This window comes from Providencia alcalifaciens (assembly GCF_020271745.1).
GTDB classification, from domain to species: Bacteria; Pseudomonadota; Gammaproteobacteria; order Enterobacterales; family Enterobacteriaceae; genus Providencia; species Providencia alcalifaciens_B.
Genome location: NZ_CP084296.1, coordinates 3,447,120 through 3,470,045, shown reverse-complemented (window position 1 = coordinate 3,470,045; position 22,926 = coordinate 3,447,120). Strand labels below are relative to the sequence as shown.

General features: G+C 39.8%; 18 protein-coding genes. 6 read left to right on the top strand and 12 right to left on the bottom strand.

Annotated features, from left to right (window positions below):
• Positions 1–131: 131 nt before the first annotated feature.
• A complete protein-coding gene (locus LDO51_RS15950; RefSeq protein ID WP_225575362.1) occupies positions 132–704 on the bottom strand; it encodes a lytic polysaccharide monooxygenase in 573 nt (190 codons plus the stop codon).
• A 114-nt stretch (positions 705–818) separates the two neighbouring features.
• Positions 819–2,081, bottom strand: a complete 1,263-nt coding sequence (locus LDO51_RS15945; protein WP_225575361.1) for an MFS transporter — start codon at positions 2,079–2,081, stop codon at positions 819–821.
• 111 nt (positions 2,082–2,192) lie between these two features.
• On the opposite strand from LDO51_RS15945, the gene LDO51_RS15940 reads away from it, so the two are divergent.
• The 3 genes from LDO51_RS15940 (at position 2,193) to bioD (ending at position 5,265) form a co-directional block, all read left to right on the top strand.
• Positions 2,193–3,098, top strand: a complete 906-nt coding sequence (locus LDO51_RS15940; RefSeq protein ID WP_225575360.1) for a LysR family transcriptional regulator — start codon at positions 2,193–2,195, stop codon at positions 3,096–3,098.
• 136 nt (positions 3,099–3,234) lie between these two features.
• On the top strand, positions 3,235–4,446 hold the full coding sequence (locus LDO51_RS15935) for an ROK family protein (protein ID WP_225575359.1): 1,212 nt from the start codon (positions 3,235–3,237) through the stop codon (positions 4,444–4,446).
• Positions 4,447–4,587: 141 nt separating this feature from the next.
• Entirely contained in the window at positions 4,588–5,265 is a 678-nt protein-coding gene (gene bioD, locus LDO51_RS15930) for a dethiobiotin synthase (protein WP_225575358.1), read from the top strand.
• Between the two features lie 82 nt (positions 5,266–5,347).
• Here bioD and LDO51_RS15925 read toward each other — a convergent pair whose 3' ends face one another.
• The 4 genes from LDO51_RS15925 to LDO51_RS15910 all read right to left on the bottom strand — a co-directional run bounded on the left by LDO51_RS15925 (position 5,348) and on the right by LDO51_RS15910 (position 9,667).
• Positions 5,348–5,719: a DUF1283 family protein gene (locus tag LDO51_RS15925; protein WP_006659792.1), complete on the bottom strand. Its 372-nt coding sequence runs from the start codon at positions 5,717–5,719 to the stop codon at positions 5,348–5,350.
• A 90-nt stretch (positions 5,720–5,809) separates the two neighbouring features.
• A complete protein-coding gene (gene ydfG / locus LDO51_RS15920; protein WP_225575357.1) occupies positions 5,810–6,556 on the bottom strand; it encodes a bifunctional NADP-dependent 3-hydroxy acid dehydrogenase/3-hydroxypropionate dehydrogenase YdfG in 747 nt (248 codons plus the stop codon).
• Between the two features lie 119 nt (positions 6,557–6,675).
• Positions 6,676–8,307 (bottom strand): DUF4139 domain-containing protein, encoded by a 1,632-nt coding sequence (locus LDO51_RS15915; protein ID WP_225575356.1) that lies wholly within the window; start codon positions 8,305–8,307, stop codon positions 6,676–6,678.
• A gap of 238 nt (positions 8,308–8,545) precedes the next feature.
• Positions 8,546–9,667, bottom strand: a complete 1,122-nt coding sequence (locus tag LDO51_RS15910; RefSeq protein WP_225575355.1) for a cupin domain-containing protein — start codon at positions 9,665–9,667, stop codon at positions 8,546–8,548.
• A gap of 640 nt (positions 9,668–10,307) precedes the next feature.
• Between LDO51_RS15910 and LDO51_RS15905 the strand changes: the two genes are divergently transcribed.
• Both LDO51_RS15905 and LDO51_RS15900 read left to right on the top strand, forming a co-directional pair.
• Positions 10,308–12,266 carry an ATP-dependent nuclease gene (locus LDO51_RS15905; RefSeq protein WP_225575354.1) on the top strand — a complete coding sequence of 653 codons (1,959 nt, stop codon included), beginning with the start codon at positions 10,308–10,310 and terminating at the stop codon, positions 12,264–12,266.
• Positions 12,267–12,276: 10 nt separating this feature from the next.
• Complete coding sequence (locus LDO51_RS15900) at positions 12,277–14,199, top strand: UvrD-helicase domain-containing protein (RefSeq protein ID WP_225575353.1); 1,923 nt, start codon at positions 12,277–12,279, stop codon at positions 14,197–14,199.
• A gap of 79 nt (positions 14,200–14,278) precedes the next feature.
• Here the strand turns inward: LDO51_RS15900 and LDO51_RS15895 are convergent, their stop codons facing one another.
• The 3 genes from LDO51_RS15895 to LDO51_RS15885 form a co-directional block, all read right to left on the bottom strand.
• Positions 14,279–15,442 carry a reverse transcriptase family protein gene (locus tag LDO51_RS15895; protein ID WP_225575352.1) on the bottom strand — a complete coding sequence of 388 codons (1,164 nt, stop codon included), beginning with the start codon at positions 15,440–15,442 and terminating at the stop codon, positions 14,279–14,281.
• Between the two features lie 189 nt (positions 15,443–15,631).
• On the bottom strand, positions 15,632–16,867 hold the full coding sequence (locus LDO51_RS19800; RefSeq protein ID WP_225575351.1) for a phosphoribosyltransferase-like protein: 1,236 nt from the start codon (positions 16,865–16,867) through the stop codon (positions 15,632–15,634).
• An 86-nt stretch (positions 16,868–16,953) separates the two neighbouring features.
• The gene (locus tag LDO51_RS15885; protein WP_225575350.1) at positions 16,954–18,354 is read right to left on the bottom strand and encodes an ISNCY family transposase; all 1,401 of its coding nucleotides are present in this window, start codon (positions 18,352–18,354) and stop codon (positions 16,954–16,956) included.
• A 456-nt stretch (positions 18,355–18,810) separates the two neighbouring features.
• On the opposite strand from LDO51_RS15885, the gene LDO51_RS15880 reads away from it, so the two are divergent.
• Entirely contained in the window at positions 18,811–19,527 is a 717-nt protein-coding gene (locus tag LDO51_RS15880) for a sulfite exporter TauE/SafE family protein (RefSeq protein WP_225575349.1), read from the top strand.
• On the opposite strand, the gene LDO51_RS15875 is transcribed toward LDO51_RS15880, so the two are convergent.
• The 3 genes from LDO51_RS15875 to LDO51_RS15865 all read right to left on the bottom strand — a co-directional run bounded on the left by LDO51_RS15875 (position 19,516) and on the right by LDO51_RS15865 (position 22,886).
• Positions 19,516–20,397 (bottom strand): LysR family transcriptional regulator, encoded by an 882-nt coding sequence (locus LDO51_RS15875; RefSeq protein WP_225575348.1) that lies wholly within the window; start codon positions 20,395–20,397, stop codon positions 19,516–19,518. The two genes, LDO51_RS15880 and LDO51_RS15875, sit on opposite strands and share 12 nt — an antisense overlap.
• A gap of 48 nt (positions 20,398–20,445) precedes the next feature.
• On the bottom strand, positions 20,446–21,759 hold the full coding sequence (yjjJ, locus tag LDO51_RS15870) for a type II toxin-antitoxin system HipA family toxin YjjJ (RefSeq protein WP_225575347.1): 1,314 nt from the start codon (positions 21,757–21,759) through the stop codon (positions 20,446–20,448).
• A gap of 377 nt (positions 21,760–22,136) precedes the next feature.
• Positions 22,137–22,886, bottom strand: a complete 750-nt coding sequence (locus tag LDO51_RS15865) for a DUF4184 family protein (protein WP_225575346.1) — start codon at positions 22,884–22,886, stop codon at positions 22,137–22,139.
• Between the last annotated feature and the right edge of the window lie 40 nt (positions 22,887–22,926).

Sequence of the window (22,926 nt, the reverse complement as noted above, 5' to 3'; positions counted from 1 at the left end):
TAGTTACAACATTCTATTGCCAGATAAATAAAACTAACATTAACAACTGTGTTTATCAACTTGCTTAATCAGGAAATTACGGGATAGCGAGGCAGGGTATTATACTATCCCATCATGGATTTATCTTGCTGTTATTGCTTATAATCTATTTCAATATCAATCACTTGATAAAATGCATTAGCCGTATCATTTATGGTCCAGACACCCAAAATAATATGGTAGCCTTGATAATTTTTTGGGAGCCTGCAACTGTGTTGCACTAAACTCGCTGGCGTCTCCACTTTTTCGTATTTACAAAATGGCGTTAATTCAAATTGCGCTCGGGTTAATGGCTCACTGGGATTCCAATCTTCTCGCGTAATAAAATATTCCCATTTCGTCGTTTTGTGGATCGCCGTTAAGCGCCAGAAAAAATCAAAATCAGGCGTTTCTATTAACATGCGCGTCCAGCGAAAAGGATTCTGAACATCGATGGACGAAAAAGCCGCAATACCCGCACTGGCAATTTTACCATCAACAGGTCCTTTTTGAGGAAAACCTTTCAATCCTTCAACAGATTGAGGTTCGTACTGAATAGCACCACAGTTTTTATTGGTTTGCAATTTACACAAGTAGGCTCGACTTGCGGGGTACTCGATATAGCCATGAGGCAGGGCAAAGTAGCTATAGCAAAGTAATAAAGGAAATAATAATAATTTTTTCATTGAAGCTCCTCATCATTGATTAATTTATATATTTTCTATTAACTATGATGAGGATGTGAATTCTAACCTTTGGTAGCAGTTAACTTATTGGATTATTCGGTAATTTATAAGCCACTAACATTTTGTTTTTAACTTATAAGCGATACCTACACCGGCCAGTAGAAGAGCCGCAATAAATAACGCGACGCCATTCCAACCATATGCCGACCAGAAAAAGCCGCCTAATGTACCGGCAATACTGGAACCCGCATAGTAGCTAAACAAATAGAGCGAAGATGCTTGTCCTCTTGCCCGTTTAGCTCGACGTCCCACCCAGCTACTTGCAACGGAATGTGCGGCGAAGAATCCGGTGGTCAATACTGTCATGCCTAATAAAATGATCCAAATATTACCGTGTAACGTCAAAATTACGCCGATTAACATCATCGCAATGGCAGCAATTAAAATTTGTCCAAATCCATGTTTCTGGGTCAAACTCCCTGTTTTTGTCGCACTGTAAGTTCCTGTTAAATAAATAACAGATAAAAATCCTACGACAGACTGACTAAAATTATAAGGTGATTCAAGTAAGCGGTATCCAATGTAGTTATACATGGTGACGAAGCCACCCATCAAGATAAAGCCCTCAATAAATAACCAGGGCAGCCCCGTATCGCGTAGATGTAAGTGTAAGTTAACCCAAAGATTTTTAGGTTTCAGTGAGCTTGCGCGAAAGTGTTGAGAAGGCGGTAATAAGCGCCAGAATCCAATCGCCGCTAACAATGCTAATGAGCCTAAAATAACAACTGCGACTCGCCATGAATAAAAATCGGCAATCACTCCGGTCATTAAACGTCCACTCATTCCCCCAATAGAGTTACCACTGATATATAAGCCCATCGACAGTGCAACATAGCTCGGATGAATTTCTTCACTCAAATAGGTCATCGCGACGGCCGCTACACCACTAAGAGATAATCCCACTAATGCACGGGCGATCAAAATCCCTTGCCAACTTTCCATTATGGAGCTCATTAGTGTAAAAAGTGCCGCACAAGTCAGGGAAATGACCATCACATTTTTACGACCAATAGCATCGGAAATAGGGCCGGTGATCAGTAACCCCAAGGCCATTAATCCCGTACTTAAAGAGAGTGATAAACTGGCAGTCGCCGGGGAAATATTAAAGTCCGCTGATAGCATCGGCAGAATAGGTTGTACAAAGTACAGCAACGCAAATGTTGCAAAGCCCACAGTAAAAAATGACAGAGTGACACGCAGATACAGCGCATCGTCCCGTTGAATGTAGTGTTTTTTCGGGTCTGCATTGGTCAAGGTTTTGGCTTGTTTTCCTTGTAGAGGTTGGCTCGTTGAGAGGCTGTTTGACTGCTGTTCCATGTAAATTCCTTGACGACTAACGGACTTGATTTCGATCAAAGAATAGAAACTTTCTATTTTTTTGTCTAATATATTAATAATACACAATGATACTTTTAAGATATCAATCAAATGAACATAGAATTACGCCACCTACGTTATTTTATTGCTGTTGCTGAAGAGCTACATTTTGGGCGTGCGGCTGAGCGCTTGCACATGTCTCAACCGCCACTAAGTCAACAAATACAGGCACTTGAAGAAATGGTGAATGCGAAATTGTTAGAGCGCAATAACCGCAATGTCGCCTTAACGCCAGCCGGTGCGATGTTTCTCAAAGAAGCACACCAAATTTTAGGGCAGGTCGATGCTGCAGCGACCAAAGCGGCTCGTATGGAAAAAGGGGAACTTGGCGAATTGTCGATTGGCTTTACGTCAACAACGCCATTTATGCACAAAGTGACCATGAGCCTGCGCCAATACCGTGAAGCGTACCCTGATGTTTCTATTCATATGCATCAAATGAATACGAAGCAGCAAATCCCACCTTTAGTGACCGGGCGCATAGACATTGGCATCATGCGCAATACAATATTACCTGAACAATTGGACTATCAATTATTGTTTAAAGAGCCTTTTATGGTTGCGGTTTATGAAGGGCATCCCTTACTGGCTTTTGAAGAAAGTGGTGTTGATATTAAGCAGCTTGCGGCTTACCCGTTAGTTTTCTTTGAACGGGAAGTGGGAACGGCACTGTATGATGAGATAAACCAATTATTATCCTCCGAAGGGGTGGTTCCTACGATTTCCCAAGAAGCGGGGGAAGCCATGACCATTTTAGGCTTAGTATCTGCTGGGATGGGGATTTCCATCATCACTGAATCTTTTACGCGAATGAAGATTGATGGTGTGAGATATCTAAAACTCGCGAATATTCAAGCTACTTCAGAGGTCTGGTTAGTCTACAATACGCGACGAACGCCGCCTGCTGCGGCTAAAAAACTGACTGAGTTACTGCTGCACAATATTGTGGGTATATAAGTATTGTGGGCGTATAAGTCGTAGAATTTGAAATGATTAACGAGATTTACATCACGTTTTATATGTAAATGTAGCCGAGTTTTCATTTATATCAGGCATAATCAATCATAATTTATAACGATTTCTGAGTGTTAAGATGATAAACCAAACGGGGAATACCGACCAAATCAAGCAATTAAATACTGGGCTTGTGTACCGAATTATTGCACAACATGGTCCAATTTCCCGTATTGCGTTATCAAAACAGTCTCAATTGGCCCCTGCGAGTATCACCAAAATTACCCGTGAACTGATGGATGCTCACTTAATACAGGAACGTGAATTTCCAGTATTAGGGCTAAGAGGGCGACCAGCCGTAGGGTTAGTCATTGAAAGTGAAGGTTGGCAATTTTTAGCCATTCGAATTGAACAACAACATGCCATTATTTCGTTAAAAGAAATTAATGCTAAAACTCTCACAGAACAGTGCTATCCTTTTGATGTAAAAGGTAATCAACAATTTAGTGATCGGTTATCGGAACTGATTGGTCTGTTTTTCGAAGAAAACGCCTCTCACTTAGAAAGAGTCACGGCGATCAGCATCTTATTAGATGGTCTCTTAGACTCTTACTCTGGAATTATTTATAGGTTGCCTGACTATCATATTCACCAATTGGCAATCGGCAAAATGCTGACAGAAAAAACAGGCCTGCCTGTCTATCTTCATCCGCCAGTTAATGCTTTGGCTATCGGCGACCACCTCAAACATTCAGAATCTCGACCACAAAAAAATATTATTTATCTACAGATTCAAGATGTGGTTAATATCGCGGTGCTGAATCACGGCTATTCACTGGATTCAATAACTCGTCAGCCTATATTATTTGCACATACTCTAACTGATTCAGAACAACCACAATCTTGCTATTGTGGTGGAACAGACTGCTTAGAAACTAAGATATCTATTCCGGCGATTATTCAGCAAGCAAAGGAATTACTTGCAGATTATCCTACATCTATTTTGCATAAAGAAAGTGTCGATATTAATACAATTAGTCGAGGTGCAATAGAAAATGACCCATTATGTATTTTATTACTCGATATAGTAGCCAAACGACTCGCTTACCCATTAGCAATGATGATTAATTTATTTGGAACCGAATTGATTTTAGTTAATTCTCCTTTAACTGATGAGAAAAATTACTGGCTTACTCGCCTACAATATTTTATCTCATTATATGGGAATCCACTTTACAGTAATAAATTAATACTTGATAAATCAATAAGTTTAATTAAAGAGAGTGAAACGGCATTAATCCAAAATGCACTTTATGATGGCTCGCTGTTGTTGCAATTACTGCAAGGCTAATACAATTTGATAAACTTCTCATTATCTTACACAAAATTGAGCTAACGCAAACTTATCATTTCTCCATTCCCATAAACTGAATTCATATCATTTTTATAGCATTTTGCTGACCTTAGTCTGTCACTTCAGGATAGAACAACCATGAACAATCTATTTATTACCGGGACAGATACAGATGTCGGGAAGACGGTATCGACACTAGCAATATTACAAGCACTTAATAATCAAGGTATTAAAGCAGTAGGGTACAAACCTATTGCAGATCAATGTATCGATACACCGGAAGGGAAGCGCAATAAGGATGCACTTCTTATTCATCGTGTTTCGCAAGATCTCGTCTCGTATGATGAAGTTAACCCTGTCAGACTTGGTGATAATTACAGCCATGAAAACAGTATTGATTTTAATAAAATCAATAAAGGGTTAGATCACCTTCACGAGCAAAGCGACATAGTCGTTATCGAAGGTAATGGTGGATGGCGTTATCTTCTTGATGATAATACTTTTTATGCCGACTGGTTGAAAAAACAATCTGTTGGCGTGATCTTAGTCGTCGGCATTCAGCATGGGTGTGTCAATCATGCATTATTGACAGCTGAAGCTATTCGAGCTGATGGTTTACCGTTAGTCGGTTGGTTAGCCAATAGAATCAACCCAGGCTTGGCACATTACGCTCAAATTATCCAGCGTATGCAACAACATATTGATGCGCCATTATTGGGTGAAATTCCTTATTTATTGCGGCCTGAAGAAAAAGAGTTGGGACATTATTTAGATGGTGAAAAACTGCAAGAATTTGTTTCAGTTCCTGCATTTTAATCTTTATATAGATTTTAATTTATTATCTAAGCAAAAGGGCGCAAATAGCGCCCTTTATTTTATCGATATATTCTATTTTGAACTAAGGATTGATGATTGGGCGACCTGAATTAACATCAAGACAACGTTGAGTATTTGGCTCCCAATAAGCATTAAGATTCAAACTTTTCTCACATTTATCTTTAGCATCAAATGCCGCGTCAATTTTATCAAACTCTTTTTCGGTACGGCGGTTAACTTTAGAACGTAGCATTTTAGTTTCATCCCACTGCTCTTTATCTTGTCGCGCCTGTTCCTTATTCAATGGGTCATTACTGCCATTACCGACAGAAACACAAGTGCTACCCGCAGCGCATGATGTATTAGCTGCTTGCGCCGCATTAACCCACATCAAAGGGAGGCAGAAGCAGATTGCAGCTAGGCCATTTTTGATAAATTTTTGTGACGTGCTCATGTAATTTCCTTTCGTTTCAATACTCGCTCTATAACCAGAGTATAGCTAATAAACAATAATGCCGTCTTTAAAGAATAGTACGAAAATTTATTATTGTTTATGTACGGTTAAGCCAGCAAATGTTTGGCATACTGGCATTAATTCTAGTGTATTAACGTTCATATGAGCCGGAAGTGTTGCCACCCAATAAACTGTTTCCGCAATATCTTCAGCAGTAAGGGCATCCGCGCCCTTATAGGTGTTTGTGACTTTTTCATCATCGCCTTTAAAGCGGACATTTGAAAACTCAGTTCCACCGACTAACCCTGGCTCAATATCGGTCACACGGATTTTTTTACCTACTAAATCTGCACGTAATCCTAAAGAAAATTGTTTTACAAACGCCTTGGTTGCACCGTAAACGTTACCACCTTTATATGGCCAAGATGCAGCAGTAGAGCCAATATTGATAATGTGCCCGTGATTTTTTTCCACCATACCTTGCAGCACTTCATAAGTCATATTGACTAAGCCTTTGGTATTTGTGTTGATCATGGTTTCCCAGTCATCCGGATTTGCATCAAATGCAGGCTCTAATCCTAAAGCAAGCCCCGCATTATTGACTAAAAGATCGATATTTTTTAAGTGGGCAGGCAAATTGGCTACAGCGTGTTGAATGGCTTTTCGGTCTTGCACATCCAAAGTTAATGGATAAAACTTATCACCCAATTCTTGATGTAATGCATCTAATCTTTCAGTTCTGCGTCCTGTCCCAATCACAGTGAAGTTATGCTGAATAAATTTGCGAGCAATAGCTTCACCAAATCCTGATGTTGCGCCGGTTACTAGAATAATCATTAGGTACCTCAGGTTGTTATCGTTGTTTATTTTGAATCATTCTAACCTTATTATTAAGGGGCTTCCAAGCCCCTATTTAGTTCTTTTACATTGATGAAATAATTAACTTATTTAGTCAGTTATAATCCATTAATCTGCTTATTTTTAGGGTATTTCAGCGTATAACTTAATGGTAACTCTGCGGTTTCTTGCGGTTTGAGCGTTAAATCCCATTCAATTTTATTCTCTGTTTCATCCAGTTTTCCGCCTTTATATTCAGGGTTGATCACTTTAATATCGGTATCTCTGCTCGTCGGGAGTTGGTCATAAACAGACAGTTTAATATCATTTCTCCGCGTATTACGTACCTTAATTAAGAAACTTTCTTTTTGCTCAACCGTGGAGCCCATAAAGGTCGGCTTTTTACGCATACCTGCATTATTCACGCGAGAAATTTGAATGTTATCATCCACCCCGAATGGAATATCGAGAGTCTCAGTCAATTGCCCCGAATTTACATAAAAATCACCCACATAGCTGTTCATGAAGTAAATATTTGCAGGGCCATTCAGTAAGTTCAGTGTATCCCAGTCATCAATTTGTGCTTGCAAATAGACTTCTTCCGACATTTTTGGTGTTGATGTATAACGATATTTAGCATCAACATCCGCTTGCTTAATGGTAATGGATTTTGATTTAGGGGTAGAAGCTAAGCTAAAAGGCAAGTCGATGTTATAACTGAGATTCACACCATTGGTGTTGGTGGACACATAGTTTGCCATTCCCGGGCTGCGTTTTTTTACTGCAGAGAGTTCTGCTACAGGCGCAGCAGGCGCTGCCATCTCTATATCCATCGACGCGGACATTTTTCTATTCATATCACCTTGATTATATTGATCGTAAACGGACAATAACCATGGCGTTAAAAATGGCGGGGTGATATTGCGCGTTGGATTAGCAGAGGAAAGGGTGAGTTTAACTTTGTCCCAGTCCATGCCAGTATTTTGAATAACGTCAGCTTTATAGGTAATATTGACTGGTTTATCAATATCTTTAGCGCGAATATCATAACTTGGGGACCAACCTGCATCGGGAGTGACATACGAAATTTGCATGTTAGTGCTCAAATTTTGGGGCGTATCAACCGTCAACACAATTTGCGTTTGCTCACCAATATTATCGGGAAGAATTCCTTCAAATTTTGCCTGCAATAACGCGTGTTTCTCTGTTAATTCATCAATCTGATGCTGATACGTTAAGTTTTCGCTCAATATCGCAGACATTTGTTTACGAATAAACTCCAATTTGGATGCAGACTGCTCAAGGGATAATGTCGTTGTTTCACCAAAAAAACGCTGATCTTTCAGTAAAGCGAGTTGGTCATCACCCACTTTTATTTTGATATTAAGCTCTGAAATTTGCTTGGTTATCGCGTCTATTTGCGTTTTTAAATTTGCCACTTCACCCGTGTAAACGGGGTCTACCGCCACAGTTTGCACGTCAATTGAGCGGATCAAAACATCTTCATTATCTAAGCTAATAGAAAGGCTTTTTTGATCAAGGTGGTCAGCAACATTGGTAAAAACCAGTTTACTTTCGCCTTGCGGTAAATTAACAGTGGCGCTATTCGTTAACTCGGCACCACGTAAAAAGATCGTGGCTTGATTGAGTTTAAGAGGGTGTAGAAGCGGCGCTGATTCAGCAAATGCTTGCCATGACGCTAACGCCGATACAAATAAAATTCCTTTGGTGAATTTGCGAGTGACAAACATATTGATACCCCATTAGCTGGATAAATTAGTTTTTTTGATAGTTTTTAATCATATTGGATTTTAATCAGTTGAGATAACAGAATAAGCTTAAAGTGAAATTCTATTCATAAAGAGTAATCAGAATGGTTGGCTGATGCTTTTATTATCTTTAAATAATGATGGATAGTTTGAAGTGCAAAGGGAATGTTGAGATAAAACACCCGTCAGCAGGTGTTTTATCTTGTTAGGCTGATGTCATTTATTCTTCGAAATACCAATATCCTTGATTAATAAATTCGGTCAACTCCGCGACAAAAACTGGGTTTTCTAGTGCTTCATCGAGTTCATTTATTCCAACTTCAATTAACTGGCACAATGCGTCGGCACCTTTTATTTCTGTGGTATTCCAACCTTCTGAATTAACAAAGAAATGATCTCCGATGCGCATAACACGCAGTCCACTTAGCCGTATCAGTTTTTCACCGGCATTTAGCGCACTCAGTACTTCTTCCGGCTGATACGGCGGTTCTGTCGGGGCAATATCCAGCTCATGGCGAGGGGTGGTTGCAAAACGGCCTAACCATTGTTCAAAATCACCGGGCTTGTTGACCATTTCAATCATCATGGCTCGTAGGCGTTCAACCTCATGAGGTTCCATAGTTCCCGCATTTTTACTGACTTTCAGGTCAGGATCACCATAATTTACTCCGCCCAAATCCTGTTCCAGTGCATAGTCTGCAAAACTGCTCAGCAAATCACGTCCGGTCGGGCCACGAAAGCCGACAGAATAGTTCATGGTATCTTCGAAGGTGAAACCATCGTGAGGGAATCCCGGCGGAATATACAGAATATCGCCCGGCGCCATTTCCACGTCAATAATCGGCTCAAATGGGTCAACATGTAATAATGCCGGATGTGCGCAAAACTGACGCATGGGAAGGGCGTCTCCTACTCGCCAGCGGCGGCGCCCCATTCCTTGGATGATAAAAACATCATAGTTATCAATATGTGGCCCGACACCACCGCCAGGCACCGAATAGGAGATCATCAAGTCATCAAGACGCCATTCGGGCAGTACACGGAACGGTTTCACCAGTTCAGCGGCGGGCATATGCCAATGGTTGACGGCTTGCACTAGCAGCGACCATCCTTTTTCGCCTAATTCGCTGTAGTCCTCAAACGGGCCATGGCTCGCTTCCCATTTGTTATCAATAAAACTGACTAGGCGGCTATCAACTTCCGGCTCCATCGCCAAACCGGCCAGTTCATCCGGAGTGATAGGGTCGACAAAATCAGGAAATGCATTTTTCAATACAACGGGTTTTTTCTGCCAGTATTTTTCTAAAAATTCAGGCCAGTTAAGGTTCAGTTTGTTAGCCATGTGACCACATCTATATGAGTAAGTAAGCCAGTCATTATAGAAGTAATGTACCGTTATATTTTTGTTTGGCGTCAAGTGCGGGTCGATAACTTTTGAGGGAATACAGAATGCTGGATTTCTTTATTTCATACTTTGGTTCGCATAGGTACAAAGTCGTCAGTATAATCTTCAACTTGCTGCCATTTTGCTCATGCTTCATTTGCCCGAAATCACACAATTGACGTTGGTTAAGAATGCTGAACTTCAATTTAAATTATTGCGGGATTCTACGCCTGAAACACTGAATATCAAGCAACTGGAAGGCTTAATACAACAAGTTAAAGTGATTGCATCAACGATAACACCAGAAAACTCGAATACTCAGATACATATGAGCATATAAAACAGCGTGAAATATATGACAAGGTCACAATAATAAAATGAGAAAAAAGGGGCATATAACGATATGAAAAGAAAGCTGATTCAAAAAAATAAGCGTAAATTGTCTGACTTGGTTGTATTTTAGTGACATAACTGGCATTCAATGGGGAATAGTTATACAGGGCAAATAATACCAACTGTGCACCAACGCAGTAGATACTCTGCCGTAATTCCACTACATTATTTGAATACGAAATGGAGATTTAACAACGGAGAGAATATGTATCTTAAGCACATCCGCGCACGTAATTATCGTGCTTTTGGTGATAATTCATCAGCTTGTGAGCTCGACTGGGAGCTAAATCCTGGGCTAAATATCCTTGTAGGAGAGAACGATGCAGGAAAAACCTGCATCGTTGATGCAATCCGCCAGATATTACTGACAACCAGTTATGAAAATATCCGCCTTTTTGAACACGATTTTCACATCCACGGCTCAAGTCGCTCTAATTCTCTTTGTATAGAAGCTACTTTATGTGGACTAAACGAAGACCAAGAGGCCTCTGTTCTTGAATGGCTTACTCTTAATGAAGATGGAACTTGCTCACTTATACTACACCTTGAAGCACGTTTTCACCCACCACTCGCGACCAAGCGATCACGGGTTGAAACTATCATTCGAACAGGAGTTAACGGTAGCGGACCAGAAATAGGTTATGCTGTAAGAGAATTAGTACGAACAACCTACTTAAGACCTTTACGTGATGCGGAAGCAGAACTCAGTTCAGGGCGTCAATCTCGCCTATCTCAAATTCTTGGAGCTCATAACAATATTACAGGCCAAGAAGTAAATGACTTCGACCCTACATTACCAAGTAACATACCTTCTTGTTTGGTTGGATTAATGGCATTTACTCAACACCATTTAGGTCAACATCCTGTTATAAAGAGTGTAGAAAAAGATATTAACGATAACTATCTGAGCCAATTCGCATTTTCAGGAAGTACCATTCAGTCACGTATTCGTATTGCCCCAGATCTTGCACTAACACCTATTTTAGAAAAATTTGAGTTATCATTGTTACCAGATACACATATTAATCCTGATGCGCGTTGCGCTCGAGGTCTTGGATATAATAATGCATTGTTTATGGCTACGGAACTTGTCTTGTTGCGAGATGGTGAAGAGCTCGGTTTACTTCTTGTTGAAGAGCCAGAAGCCCACCTTCATCCACAGTTACAAGAACGCGTAATGGCACTTTTCAAAGAGTATTCAAAAGAAAGTCATGAACAAAAACGAGTACAAGTAATAATGACGACTCATAGCCCATCTTTGGTATCAACTGCAAATATCGAAGATATGACGTTAGTCTACCGAGCTCAAACATTTCCTCTAGCTATTGGTAAAACTAAGCTCAAACGAACTGATTACTCTTTCTTGCGCCGCTTTATTGATGCGACTAAAGCTAATCTTTTTTTTGCTCGAGGAGTCATAATGGTAGAAGGGCCTGCCGAGGCAATTTTACTCCCAGCTATTGCAGAGATGTGTGGTCGTTCTTTATCTGAGCATGGAGTATCGATTGTTAATGTTGGTAATACAGGTCTTTACCATTACGCTCGTATTCTACAGCGAGAAGGGATTGGTCCAGAAATTCCAATTCCTGTTGTCTGCCTGACAGACCGTGATATTGTACCAAATGTCGCAAAAACGTATGTTTCAGCACCAGCCAAGGGAAAGCGCTTTGATACTGATTATACTGCTGGTGAAATAGAGATAGTTGTACAGAGAAAGAAAGAGCGAGCAGAAGGCGGAGCAACAATCGTCTGCGTATCGGACAGATGGACACTAGAATATGATCTGGCATTGTATGGCTGCGCTAAATTAATGTATCTTGCTATATCCTTAGCTGTTAAAGCTAAATCCGGAGATGAAAGGCTTGAGGAAAGTGACGAAACTGACACTCTTGCCGCAGCTGAAGCAGAATGGTCAATACTGGAGGGGGCGGGACATAGTGCCGAAGAGCTCGCTGCAATCATTTATCAACCTTTACAAGAAAAGGATGCTTCAAAAGCAATTGCTGCTCAGTATGCAGCCCATCTAATCTGTACTGGTGAATATGGTACGAATGAAGAACTGTTCAGTAAACTTCCACCTTACCTACAAACAGCTCTATCACATCTGACAACTCTATCGGTTCTTAGAGCAAAAACCGATACAGAGACATCAATCGGTGTGTAGGGGGTAACTAATGAATACCGTGTATCTATCTCCAATCGATTTAGTCGAGTTGAAGATGCTAGTTAAAGATTTGAACTTCGATGACACTGAACGTCGTTCAGCTTTGCTTGAAAACGGGTCTCGTGACTTTAATGCAGTTCCTGGTAGCGGAAAAACATCACTTCTTGCTGCGAAATTGTTATTACTCGCTAAAAAGTGGACTCATTCACGCCGTGGAATTTGCGTCTTAAGCCATACTAATGTGGCTCGCAATGAAATTGCAGATCGACTTGCCAGTACGACTGAGGGCGCTCAACTTCTAAGCTATCCTCATTTCATTGGTACTATCCATAGTTTCGTCAATCACTTCTTTTCTTTACCATTATTGCGTAGTTGTGGAATGAAGGTTGACGTTATTGATGATGATGTATTCGCAGATAAAGCTAGATCACTGCTGCGGATGGGGAAATTTTCAAAACTTCGCTTTTATCTGGAAAATCAGATGAATGGTGATGTAATAGCTACAACGATGTTCTATCGAACAGCTGAGCTTAAAGTGCATGTTGAAGCCGGTAGTTTACCTGCACCACACACAAACTCGTACAGATCTCTTATAGCCCTTAAAGAAATGCTTACTGAGCAAGGCATTTTTCGACACAGTGACATGTTTGCATTTGCAGACTATGCGCTCAAGGTCTGCCCGAGATTACTTGATGTTGTTCATCGTCGTTTCCCATTTGTATTCATCGATGAAATGCAAGATACCTCCTGGGAACAAGAATCATTGTTGAATCGTATTTTTGATGGTCGTTCTACAATGCAACGCTTTGGAGACATAGATCAGAAAATTATTCCGAACGAGGAACATACGGAGCTACTCACATTCCCCAGAGAAGGGTATGGATGCATAAGTACTAGCAAACGTTTCGGTAAAGCAATTTCAGATGCAGTAGGATGTGTTCGAGTCAGTGGTGAAGCAGTTGTTGGTGAAGGAGGGGATACTCACGCTCCAACCTTACTTTTGTATAAAACGAATGATGCTACCAAAGTAGTTCCGTATTTCGGTCGAATGGTTATCGAGCAGCTTAGCGAAAGCGATATAGGTGCTCGAGAAGTGAAAGCAATGAGTGCACGCAAAAGAGGAGAAGGTAATGTTGATGTAGGACGCCATCTTCTCGACTATTGCCCGAGTTATAGAGGAGGAACATCAAGCACACGAGTAAGGTCTGAAAGTTTCTGGGGCCTTGTTGGCAATAGCAAAGATACTTTAAATAAAAAATCATTTAATTCAAGATGTTATGATATACGCAGGTCATTACTGCTTGTTTTGCGCGCAGCAGGTTCATCACTTGTACAAGATATTCGTGATGCACGAGCATTACCACGCATATTGAATACCGCAATAACAGAAAAAAATATTAATAAGCTAACGCGACAACTTGTACTTTTTAGTGAAGATCTTTCTTCACGTGATCAAAGAGACACCCTTATTAGATTACTATTTACTGAACTTGAACCATACCTTCCTATAGATATGAATTTTAATATATTCAAAGGATTGAATGTTTTTGAAGACACTCTAGATATAGATACATCAAATAGTTCTACTTCAGCTGAATATGAAATTAACCATAATGAAAGATATATAAACATTGGGTTAGGTACGGTTGCTGGAATGAAGGGAGAAACTCATGCTGCATCTTTGATTTTAGAGTCCTACGGAGGGACTAGCCGTAAGTTCGATGTTGCATTGGGGCTTGAATACATCACTGGGACAGCAAAAAAAGATATTTCAAAACTCCCCAAAACACAGCAGGCGCAAATGAGAAACCTTTATGTAGCGATGTCCCGTCCAACGAAACTACTGTGTCTTGCCGCAAATGAGAATCGTGTTTCAAAGGAACTGGTCGACATACTTACAGCTAAAGGGTGGAATATCGAAATAGTGACTTAGTATTTACATGTGAAATGTTACTTCATGTGTTCAAAGATAAATAAAGACATATGATAATTGTGTGCGTTACATAAGATTATTATGGATGGTTTATAATGGAAAATCTTTGATGAAATTGCAACCATCTTGCATTATCAACATCTTTAACATACGCAATCAAACCAGCTACATGGTTATAAAAACCTATTGGAGAGTCGAATTTTTCATATTTTGCAACTTCATTAAGACCAAATTTTTGAATTGCATAAAGATGGCGGTCAATACGTTTATAGGTTTCCTTGGATAATCTTGGTGCGTTACCATCAACAAGTAACCCTAAAACGACCTTTTTAGAGCCTGGGCCAGATATTCTTATTTTATTTGTGTTTTCAATAAAATGATGTTTACGAATGATACTTATGACATCTCGCCTAACTTTTTTAACTGAAACTCCATCCGCTAGATCATTACCACAAGAGAATGTTATATCATCGGCATATCGGGTATAGATGAAACCATTTTTATCAGCATAATCGGCTAAAGAAACATCGAGTTTTTCGGAAGCCAAATTACTGAGCATTGGGCTACTTGGTGCTCCTTGGGGAAGTACACCTAAAGGAAAAGGCTCTGGTATTATCCGTGAGTGGTGGTTGGTATTATATTGATTATAAAATTTATATTCTTTTACTGAGTATTTTGGTAATAAAATTAAAGAACGTAAATGTGTAGGTAGTCGCAAAGTAGTGCATAATCTTGACAGTTCAAATGCTAACAATGGGCGATATCCAGCACTAACGAAAATATTATAAATATCTGATTCGTTAATAGAATAAAAAAAATCAGCAATATCAAATTGAAACAGCCAACGGGCACCACAATGTTGCTCTGCACATTTTCTAACTCCGCCATCTGAGTGGAAAGCATAAGAAGCATTGTGGGGTTTTATCTTTTGTAGTATTACACTATTGATGAAGTGTTGAACTTTGAATAATTCGCTAGTTACGGCATGTATATGACGTCGCCCACCTGAACGTTTTTTAATGGCAAACATGCGATAATTAGCTGATTCTCGTCTGCGTGCTACTGTCGAACGTAATACGCTATAATCAACACCTGTAATTATTGAAAGATGCCGTAAACTAAAAATAACAGGGAAATTTCTTTTTTTCAGGTTATTTGCGTAATTTCTTAAATTTAATGCTGATTCTTTATCTAAAGACGCCTCTGCTTCTTGATAAAGTTGGTGTACTGACCAGATTTCCATTCACCTATCCTTTGAGCCCAGGGGGCCATCAGTGTCGTACATTTTCCGAGTCTTCGAAGGCCCATAAGGTATGACATTGAAGGGCGGCGTAGCCGCCTTAGCGTTAGATCTTACCAGAGACGTTTCTCCAACATCCCCATCTATTGTAACAGAAGCTACAACAGAATCTGTCAAACAAGTGGTGATAAATCACTCATTCTTGTTTAACGGCTGAATAGAATACCGATCAGCACACCAAGATTCTGGAATGTATAGACTAAAGTCCCATACATTATTGTTTTCAATATGCTTAGAAGCTATAAGTAAATCGAGTCCAACTTTAGTCAAACGTTTTTGAGTTGTCAATAGCCCTAGTGTTTCCGAATACTGAATTAAATTTTCTACATAAGAACAGTCAATATTCAAACGCAAAGCTAAACTTTTTTTATCTCTCATACCACGTTTGATGAGTGTTAGTAATTTCAATATTTCAGGCGATAAGGGTGATGAAGCAGATATTTCTTGTTTATAATCATTTTCTATTAAATCAAGTAACCAACTAGGAATCGCTCTATCGGGCATAAGACCTTGCCACTTTTTATTTGTAAACCACAGCATCCCGGGGATGTTGTTCGGTACGCTATGATAAAAGATAATATTCGATAATACTTCACCATATCCAAGCCGAGCCCACAGCTTGATCTGTTTTTTCTTATGACAAAGATTTATAACTTCATCATATTGTTTTCCCCAACGAGTTTCCAACCATTTCTCATTATAAACAATTTCGCTTATGAAATTTATTTTATCTGATTTTCTGAATTTTCTGATGCCATGATCTGAACCTCGGATTTTATTAATTATATTACACTCTGAACCTTGTGTGCGAGCAAATGAAAGTAAAGTAAATTTTATTATCCCTAAGCTCCACCAACTTAAAAAAGTGGGATTGCTAAGCATGGCATTAATAAATTCAGATACCCTGTCACCACTACCTATAGCGTCATCAATAAGAATATAATTATGAATCTTATGTCTTTTTAGTTCATTTAGAGATGGGTGCTCTATCAAAAAGTCTTTATTTGAGCGTACCAGATTGGAAATGATTGAATATACTAAGTCCTCGCTTCCTAGAGAACAGCCCGGTCTATCGACAATTTCACCTTGAGAATCCCATAGTATATGATTTTCTTTCGGTAATTTCCTAACTGAAAATAGGGCATGTTTATGGTTATTTGGTAAACTAGAAATCGCTTTTCGCAGCCATTTCGTATACTCATCTCTGCTAACAAAGATTAATTTACTCAATATAAGTTTAGCAAAAGATTGTTCACTATCGCTAAATTGGGTAAGCCACTGTGTTATTTCGTAAGAGGTTTCAATTTTTTCTATTGAAAGTTGTTTAAGTTTAGGTTTGTCAGATAGTTTCATTTTTACCGGCATCATAATAATTTTCGCTCATTACATAAAACTAATGATGGTAAAGCTTTTTGTAAGAGGTTCACCGTACTAGTCTAAATAAGCCATAAATTCTAGCTTTTGTCAAAAATCTCCTTTGAACGCCCTTGAAGTTTAATGAGGGCTTCTAGCATGTCATTTTGATCGATAGAGCGCTGGGATTTTTTGCCTTGCGCTTTTTCTTTGCGTCGTGACGGCCCATTTCCAGCTGGCACAGATTGTGAGCGCCGGTTATCTCTCTTATCATCGACAACTGTTTTAATGAGTTCGAGAGTTCGACCAAGCCGTTTGTTGTCCACAATAGCACCTTGGTCAACATCAGACAGTCGGTCATACGTGATAAAGGGAAGGGGGATGCCATTCAACCGTAGTTCTTTACGTTCGTCTGGATAGTGATAAACATCGATGCATTTACCAATAGCTCGCCAGCTATATTCACTATCCTCAATCAGATAAACGATCTTATCATATTGAATAGTTAAGTTTTTAGAGACTTTTCTGTATTCTCTGATGGTTAGAATAGTATCCAAATCCTCATCTTGTTCTAGCGGTCGATGGACATCATATTCATGGTGCGGGAGCTTACCAAAGCGATGATTATAATCAGCCATAAACTCATCAGTAAATGCATTTGCAGCCTCGATTGAACTGATGTTCTTAAGGCGAAACTCTTTAACCAAGCGATCTTGAAGTGTGCTATGTGCACGTTCAACACGACCTTTTGCTTGGCTGGTTTCTGCACAAATGGTTTGAATACTTAACTCATGCATAGCCCGACCAAACTGAGTATGACCGTCGCCACCAATAGCATTTTTGTTATTAATTCTAAATGTGCCAGCCTTATCGCTGTAAAATGCCAATGGTTTTCCATGTCTTTCAATATAACGCCGAGTGGCATTAAAGTATGTAAATGTGGATTCAGTCTGGACAAAAAGGAGCTCCATGATTTTACTCGTCGCATCATCAACATAGACTAATGCTGTGCATTTTGGACCACGTCCTTCAAACCAATCATGGTCACAGCCATCAATTTGGATCAATTCACCGGTACAAGGGCGTCGATACCGGGGTTGGTGAATTTTTGGGGCTCGCATTTTTCTCGGGATCCATAAACCTGCACGGATCATCAGCCTACGAAGTGTTTCTTTACCAATAGTCAGCCCATGTATTTCTTCTAGTTTTTCGCGTGCTAGCGTAGGTCCAAAGTCAGGATAATTTTTCTTAACGATATCTACAATTTGGTCAGTGAATGATTTTGGCAATAAACGATTGCTGGGATTACCTCGAGCAATGTTATTCATGCCTAAAGGGCCATGCTCGCGGTAACGTTTTATCAGTCGGCTACAATGGCGTGGTGTAATGCCGAGTACCACGGCCGCACGACCTGGAGTCATTTTACGATCAATGACATCTTGTAGAACCTTAATGCGATTTAATTCTTTCAACGTGAATCGTCCTGAGCTTTCTGCACTCATGACCATTTCTCCAGGAAATATCCTTTTTCTTTCCCCACGTCGAAAAAAGAAAGGTTAACCCCATAGATAAATATAGTGCAGACATTTAGATTGAGCCAGGAATAGACATTAGCATTGAGCCTCTACAGCCTTGGTTCGCATAATGCATATTATGTTAAATACGATATTAAGCGATAAAACTAGACTATACTGACCAGCCAACGGATATCAACGTATTTAGCAAGCACCCTATGCCCTTTTTCACTGATGGTGATTTTTCTATAACCGGCATGTCTGAACAATCACTCTTGTTTTTCAGCATGTACAAGAAAATCCGCACTAACTTGAATAGCTGTAACTTGCTGAAAATCGTTCTCTGTATTTTCCGAAGTCCCCCTAAAAATAATCCATATAGGTTGTTTTTATTGAATTGATTACCCTTTAAGTAATACTTATCAATTCAAAGGTAAACCCTATATGACGTTAATTTTATTGATCTTCCTTTTGGCGGGATTTGTTAAAGGAGTTATTGGACTAGGCTTGCCAACATTATCAATGGGTTTGTTAACAACGCTCATGGAACCTGCTGTTGCGGCAAGCATTCTGATTATTCCATCTTTTGTCACCAATATATGGCAGCTTATGGCCGGTGGTAAGTTTTTAAACTTAATTCGACGATTTTACTTATTTATTATCGCTATATTTATTGGCACCATTTATAGCCCATTACCAAAACTGAGCTCTGCATCAGAGTGGGTATTTCCTGCATTGGGTCTGATATTAATCATCTATGGATTAGTGGCCATGTTCCTCCCGAAATCGTCAACATCGGGTAAAAATGAACGGTGGTTATCCCCACTAATTGGTTATATCACTGGAGTTATTACCGCAGCCACGGGGGTTTTTGTGATCCCTGCTGTTCCTTATTTACAATCGCTAAAACTTAATAAAAATGAACTAATACAAACATTAGGTCTTGCATTTACCACTTCAACAATTGCATTGGCCATCTTATTATTCAGGGAGAATAATAGAGAGACTATAGATTATTACACATCTTCAATCGCACTTATTCCCGCAATTATTGGTATGTATATTGGTCAATATTGCAGAAATTTAATCAGTGAAAAAATATTTAGACGCTGTTTTTTCTTAGGGTTGATCGCTTTAGGCATTTACATGTTATTCAAGTAAAAACTTAACAAACTCATCCATATAACTCGGTAATTCATCAAATCTTCGGGCGCAAATGTACAGTTTGCGTTTTGCCCATTCGTCAGATAAAGGAATGATATTTCCTGGATATATTCCGATAAACCTCAGTATGACTTGTTGCGGTAAAATGGCATAGCCAAGCCCCTCACTCACTAATTGCATCACCGCGTCCATCGTTGCTAAACGCATTCTGTAATTAAGTGAAATTCCTTCGCTCAGTGCATGACTGTCAATATAATCCTGCAATGCATTACCTTGAGAAAGTCCAATAAAATCATAGCTGCCAATCTGGTTTAATGAAGAGATGCTGTGATCATTCAAATCATTGGATGGTGGTGCGAAAATAACCAAATGGTCATCACATAAATATTTAAATTCTAAGTCATACAATGACGACGGATTTGCAACAATGCCTAAGTTTGCCATTTGATTATTAAGGCTATTGATGATTTTTTCACTTGGCATTTCACGGATCCCAACGCTAATATTCGCGTATTTTTGCAGATAGTCCGCTAATTTTTTGGGAAGAAAACCGGCTTGTGCCGAAGAATTGCATAATAGATCAATATACCCTCGTAAACCTTGGCTGTATTGACGCAATTCACTGCGCATATGGTCAATTTGCAATAGCACCTGATTGGCGTGATTTAATAATGCTATCCCTGCATTTGTCAGCCTTATTCCCGACGAAGAGCGCGTCAATAATAAAACACCAAGCTCACTTTCCATGCCCCGAATACGTTCACTGGCTGATTGTAAGCTTAAATTAGATAAATTGGCCCCCGCTGTAATACTCCCAGCTTTATGGGTATTTACAAATAAACGTAAATCAACCATATCAAAACGCATAACTGCTCCGAAAATGTTTATAGCCCATGCTTAGAATAAGTTTCAGCATCATAACTCACCAGCAAGGCGTGATATCCGAGAACTAGCCTCATCAATGTGACGGCGTAACGCTTGTAAGCATAAAGCAAAGTTTTCAGAAAAACAGTGACAATCATTGGCTAAAGCAAAAAACGTCTCGGCTAACTCCAACGCTTCCCGCCAAGTTTCTCCACTGATCCCCTCAAGTAAGGTCACTGGTCTAAGGGTATTGACGATTTCCCCCCCCGACTTAGGCGCAAACCCCATAGGCAGGATATCGTAAGCCGGCGCAAGATGGTATGGACGACCATGACTACTAATAAACGATAAATTACCATGATGCATATCGGTATTACCGATGAGCATACCAAATGCCCAAAGCCGTGCTGTACGGATGATAGCATCGGGATGTACATGTTTTTGCTTAACTAATTCATTGACCAATACAGGCCAAGGCTCCCTTGCCCTCCCCACAAATTCTGCATCCAGAGCTTGTAAAGAAAAAAGCCCTCGACGACCGAGTAACCCAACGCGATCGAAGCGAGGAATTTCAAGGAAGCGTTGTCCTTCAAAATCAAATACCTCTGTTTCTACTCCAAGTACCTTTAAAGCAAGGTGCTCCGCCTGTAACAAATCACGCCAACGTTCACTGATTGGGTTATCATCTTGCGCCGTAAATTTTACGATGACATGACCCCGTTCAGTGTAGGTACAAAACTTAGGTTGCTCACCACCTGCGGATGATCCTGGAGCCTCTCCAGAGCTTACTGCTCGTGCTAATGTAGGATACACAGTGGCTCGATCAACGGGAGTTGGTGCCTGCATTTCCAGAAATTGGTTTCTTGCCTGTTCCCCAATTAATAAGTTTCCTACTGCATCATGCCCATGAGCGAGCAAGGCTCTTATAATATCGGAGTCTGACCAGCGATCTGGATTTGGCGATATTCCAAGTTGCGTTGAATAGGCGGATGCATAAGCTCGACCAAGGTACCCTTGTGGTCGCATATCAAATAGCCACCATGGTAAACCATCACTATGAAGGCAGACGCCATCAACCTGCTCCATAACAAATCCATCGGGATAAACCGGAATCAACTGACCTAGAGATCGTAATGTACCCTCTTCTGTGATTCGATAAATAGGAGCAGAATTAAACCCTCGAAACGTATCACGCAATGCATATTGAATAGAGGATGCAGCACCAATCCGGACAATATCGTCACCTAATGCTTTTAGCGCCCGAGACAACGTTGGCTGACTAACATTCATTATATCAATTAGTTGCCTTGCTGTTGTTGGCCCGTTACGGAGCAATTGACGTATCATCTCAGATCGATTAGTCATGATATTAACCGCCTAGTGAATAAATAAATGAATAGATATATGAATAGATAATTTAGCAGCTATTTCCAGTATTGTCATCTTTCTGAGCATTCTAACTTTTGCTCTCTCAACCATCCTGATATTCAGGATCCTGTATCAAAAATTATCTGATTTTTAAAACGGTTTTTTTATGTGGTCCGATATCCCATACAAAACAAATAACTAAGGTCTAGATTAGCGGGTATTGTTTTTTATTTTGTCGGTTGGCAAGTGACCAATATGATTGGATTTATTGTTGGCGTAACTATTTTTTCCGTGATGCTATGGCTTCGTCGTAGTATGGATAAAACAGACAAATCGACAGCTAATTTCAGATAAATATTGATAGCCGGGGATATTTAAGACTGTTTACCGCGCTGATAGAAATTTACCCACATCCCATAAATAATCAAACCGCCAAAGAAAAATGGCACCATCACGGTAAGTTCTAAATAAACGAAACGGTTAAAATGAAAACTGGGTGATTTCGGTGTGAGGTAATAGGCAATAGGCAGTGCGAATAGCGCGGAAACAACACCTATCTCCATTATTTTTTTGAGTTTTTGGTTATCAATGTGCTGCTGTATTTTTGGTTGTTTTCGATGATATCGCCAATATTGATAACTTAAATAGAGCAAACCTAATAATGAACCTGAATGTTGTAAAATTTTATAGATAGCAATTTCTTGTTTATCAGTCATGGATAAATTGAATTGCAAAAATGACCATGACCGCACCATCGTGCCCGTATCGTGAGTAAAAGAATCCCAAACAATGTGCGTTAATGCGCCAATAAAGAAAGATGTTGCAAGAATACAAATACTGCGGATAGACCAACCCTGCTTTTTTTTAATCACAAACGGTATGACGGTTGATAATGGCGAAGCCAGCTCAAGAATAATGGCATAAATAAGAAAACAAAGTGGTAGCCCAATAGATAACCATCCCACAATATGGTGGGCTTCTGATGCTAATCGATATAAGCCAAACGAATATAATAAATCTGGACTTAAACTTCCAAGGATCATCGCCGGTAAACTTAGCCATTTACCCAAAAATGAATGCTTAATAGGAAAAACAACAGCAGGATGAGAAAACGTCCATGGCATAAGCGATTATCCTTCTATGATCATCTGGCATAGCACGTAT

Coding starts and splice junctions, on each gene's coding strand:
- LDO51_RS15910 (WP_225575355.1), bottom strand. CDS start 9,667: ATGGCTAACAAACTGAACCTTAACTGGCCTGAATTTTTAGAAAAATAC.
- LDO51_RS15865 (WP_225575346.1), bottom strand. CDS start 22,886: ATGCCATGGACGTTTTCTCATCCTGCTGTTGTTTTTCCTATTAAGCAT.
- LDO51_RS15895 (WP_225575352.1), bottom strand. CDS start 15,442: ATGGAAATCTGGTCAGTACACCAACTTTATCAAGAAGCAGAGGCGTCT.
- LDO51_RS15900 (WP_225575353.1), top strand. CDS start 12,277: ATGAATACCGTGTATCTATCTCCAATCGATTTAGTCGAGTTGAAGATG.
- LDO51_RS15940 (WP_225575360.1), top strand. CDS start 2,193: ATGAACATAGAATTACGCCACCTACGTTATTTTATTGCTGTTGCTGAA.
- LDO51_RS15950 (WP_225575362.1), bottom strand. CDS start 704: ATGAAAAAATTATTATTATTTCCTTTATTACTTTGCTATAGCTACTTT.
- LDO51_RS19800 (WP_225575351.1), bottom strand. CDS start 16,867: ATGATGCCGGTAAAAATGAAACTATCTGACAAACCTAAACTTAAACAA.
- bioD (WP_225575358.1), top strand. CDS start 4,588: ATGAACAATCTATTTATTACCGGGACAGATACAGATGTCGGGAAGACG.
- LDO51_RS15935 (WP_225575359.1), top strand. CDS start 3,235: ATGATAAACCAAACGGGGAATACCGACCAAATCAAGCAATTAAATACT.
- LDO51_RS15885 (WP_225575350.1), bottom strand. CDS start 18,354: ATGAGTGCAGAAAGCTCAGGACGATTCACGTTGAAAGAATTAAATCGC.
- LDO51_RS15925 (WP_006659792.1), bottom strand. CDS start 5,719: ATGAGCACGTCACAAAAATTTATCAAAAATGGCCTAGCTGCAATCTGC.
- LDO51_RS15945 (WP_225575361.1), bottom strand. CDS start 2,081: ATGGAACAGCAGTCAAACAGCCTCTCAACGAGCCAACCTCTACAAGGA.
- LDO51_RS15875 (WP_225575348.1), bottom strand. CDS start 20,397: ATGCGTTTTGATATGGTTGATTTACGTTTATTTGTAAATACCCATAAA.
- ydfG (WP_225575357.1), bottom strand. CDS start 6,556: ATGATTATTCTAGTAACCGGCGCAACATCAGGATTTGGTGAAGCTATT.
- LDO51_RS15915 (WP_225575356.1), bottom strand. CDS start 8,307: ATGTTTGTCACTCGCAAATTCACCAAAGGAATTTTATTTGTATCGGCG.
- LDO51_RS15880 (WP_225575349.1), top strand. CDS start 18,811: ATGACGTTAATTTTATTGATCTTCCTTTTGGCGGGATTTGTTAAAGGA.
- yjjJ (WP_225575347.1), bottom strand. CDS start 21,759: ATGACTAATCGATCTGAGATGATACGTCAATTGCTCCGTAACGGGCCA.
- LDO51_RS15905 (WP_225575354.1), top strand. CDS start 10,308: ATGTATCTTAAGCACATCCGCGCACGTAATTATCGTGCTTTTGGTGAT.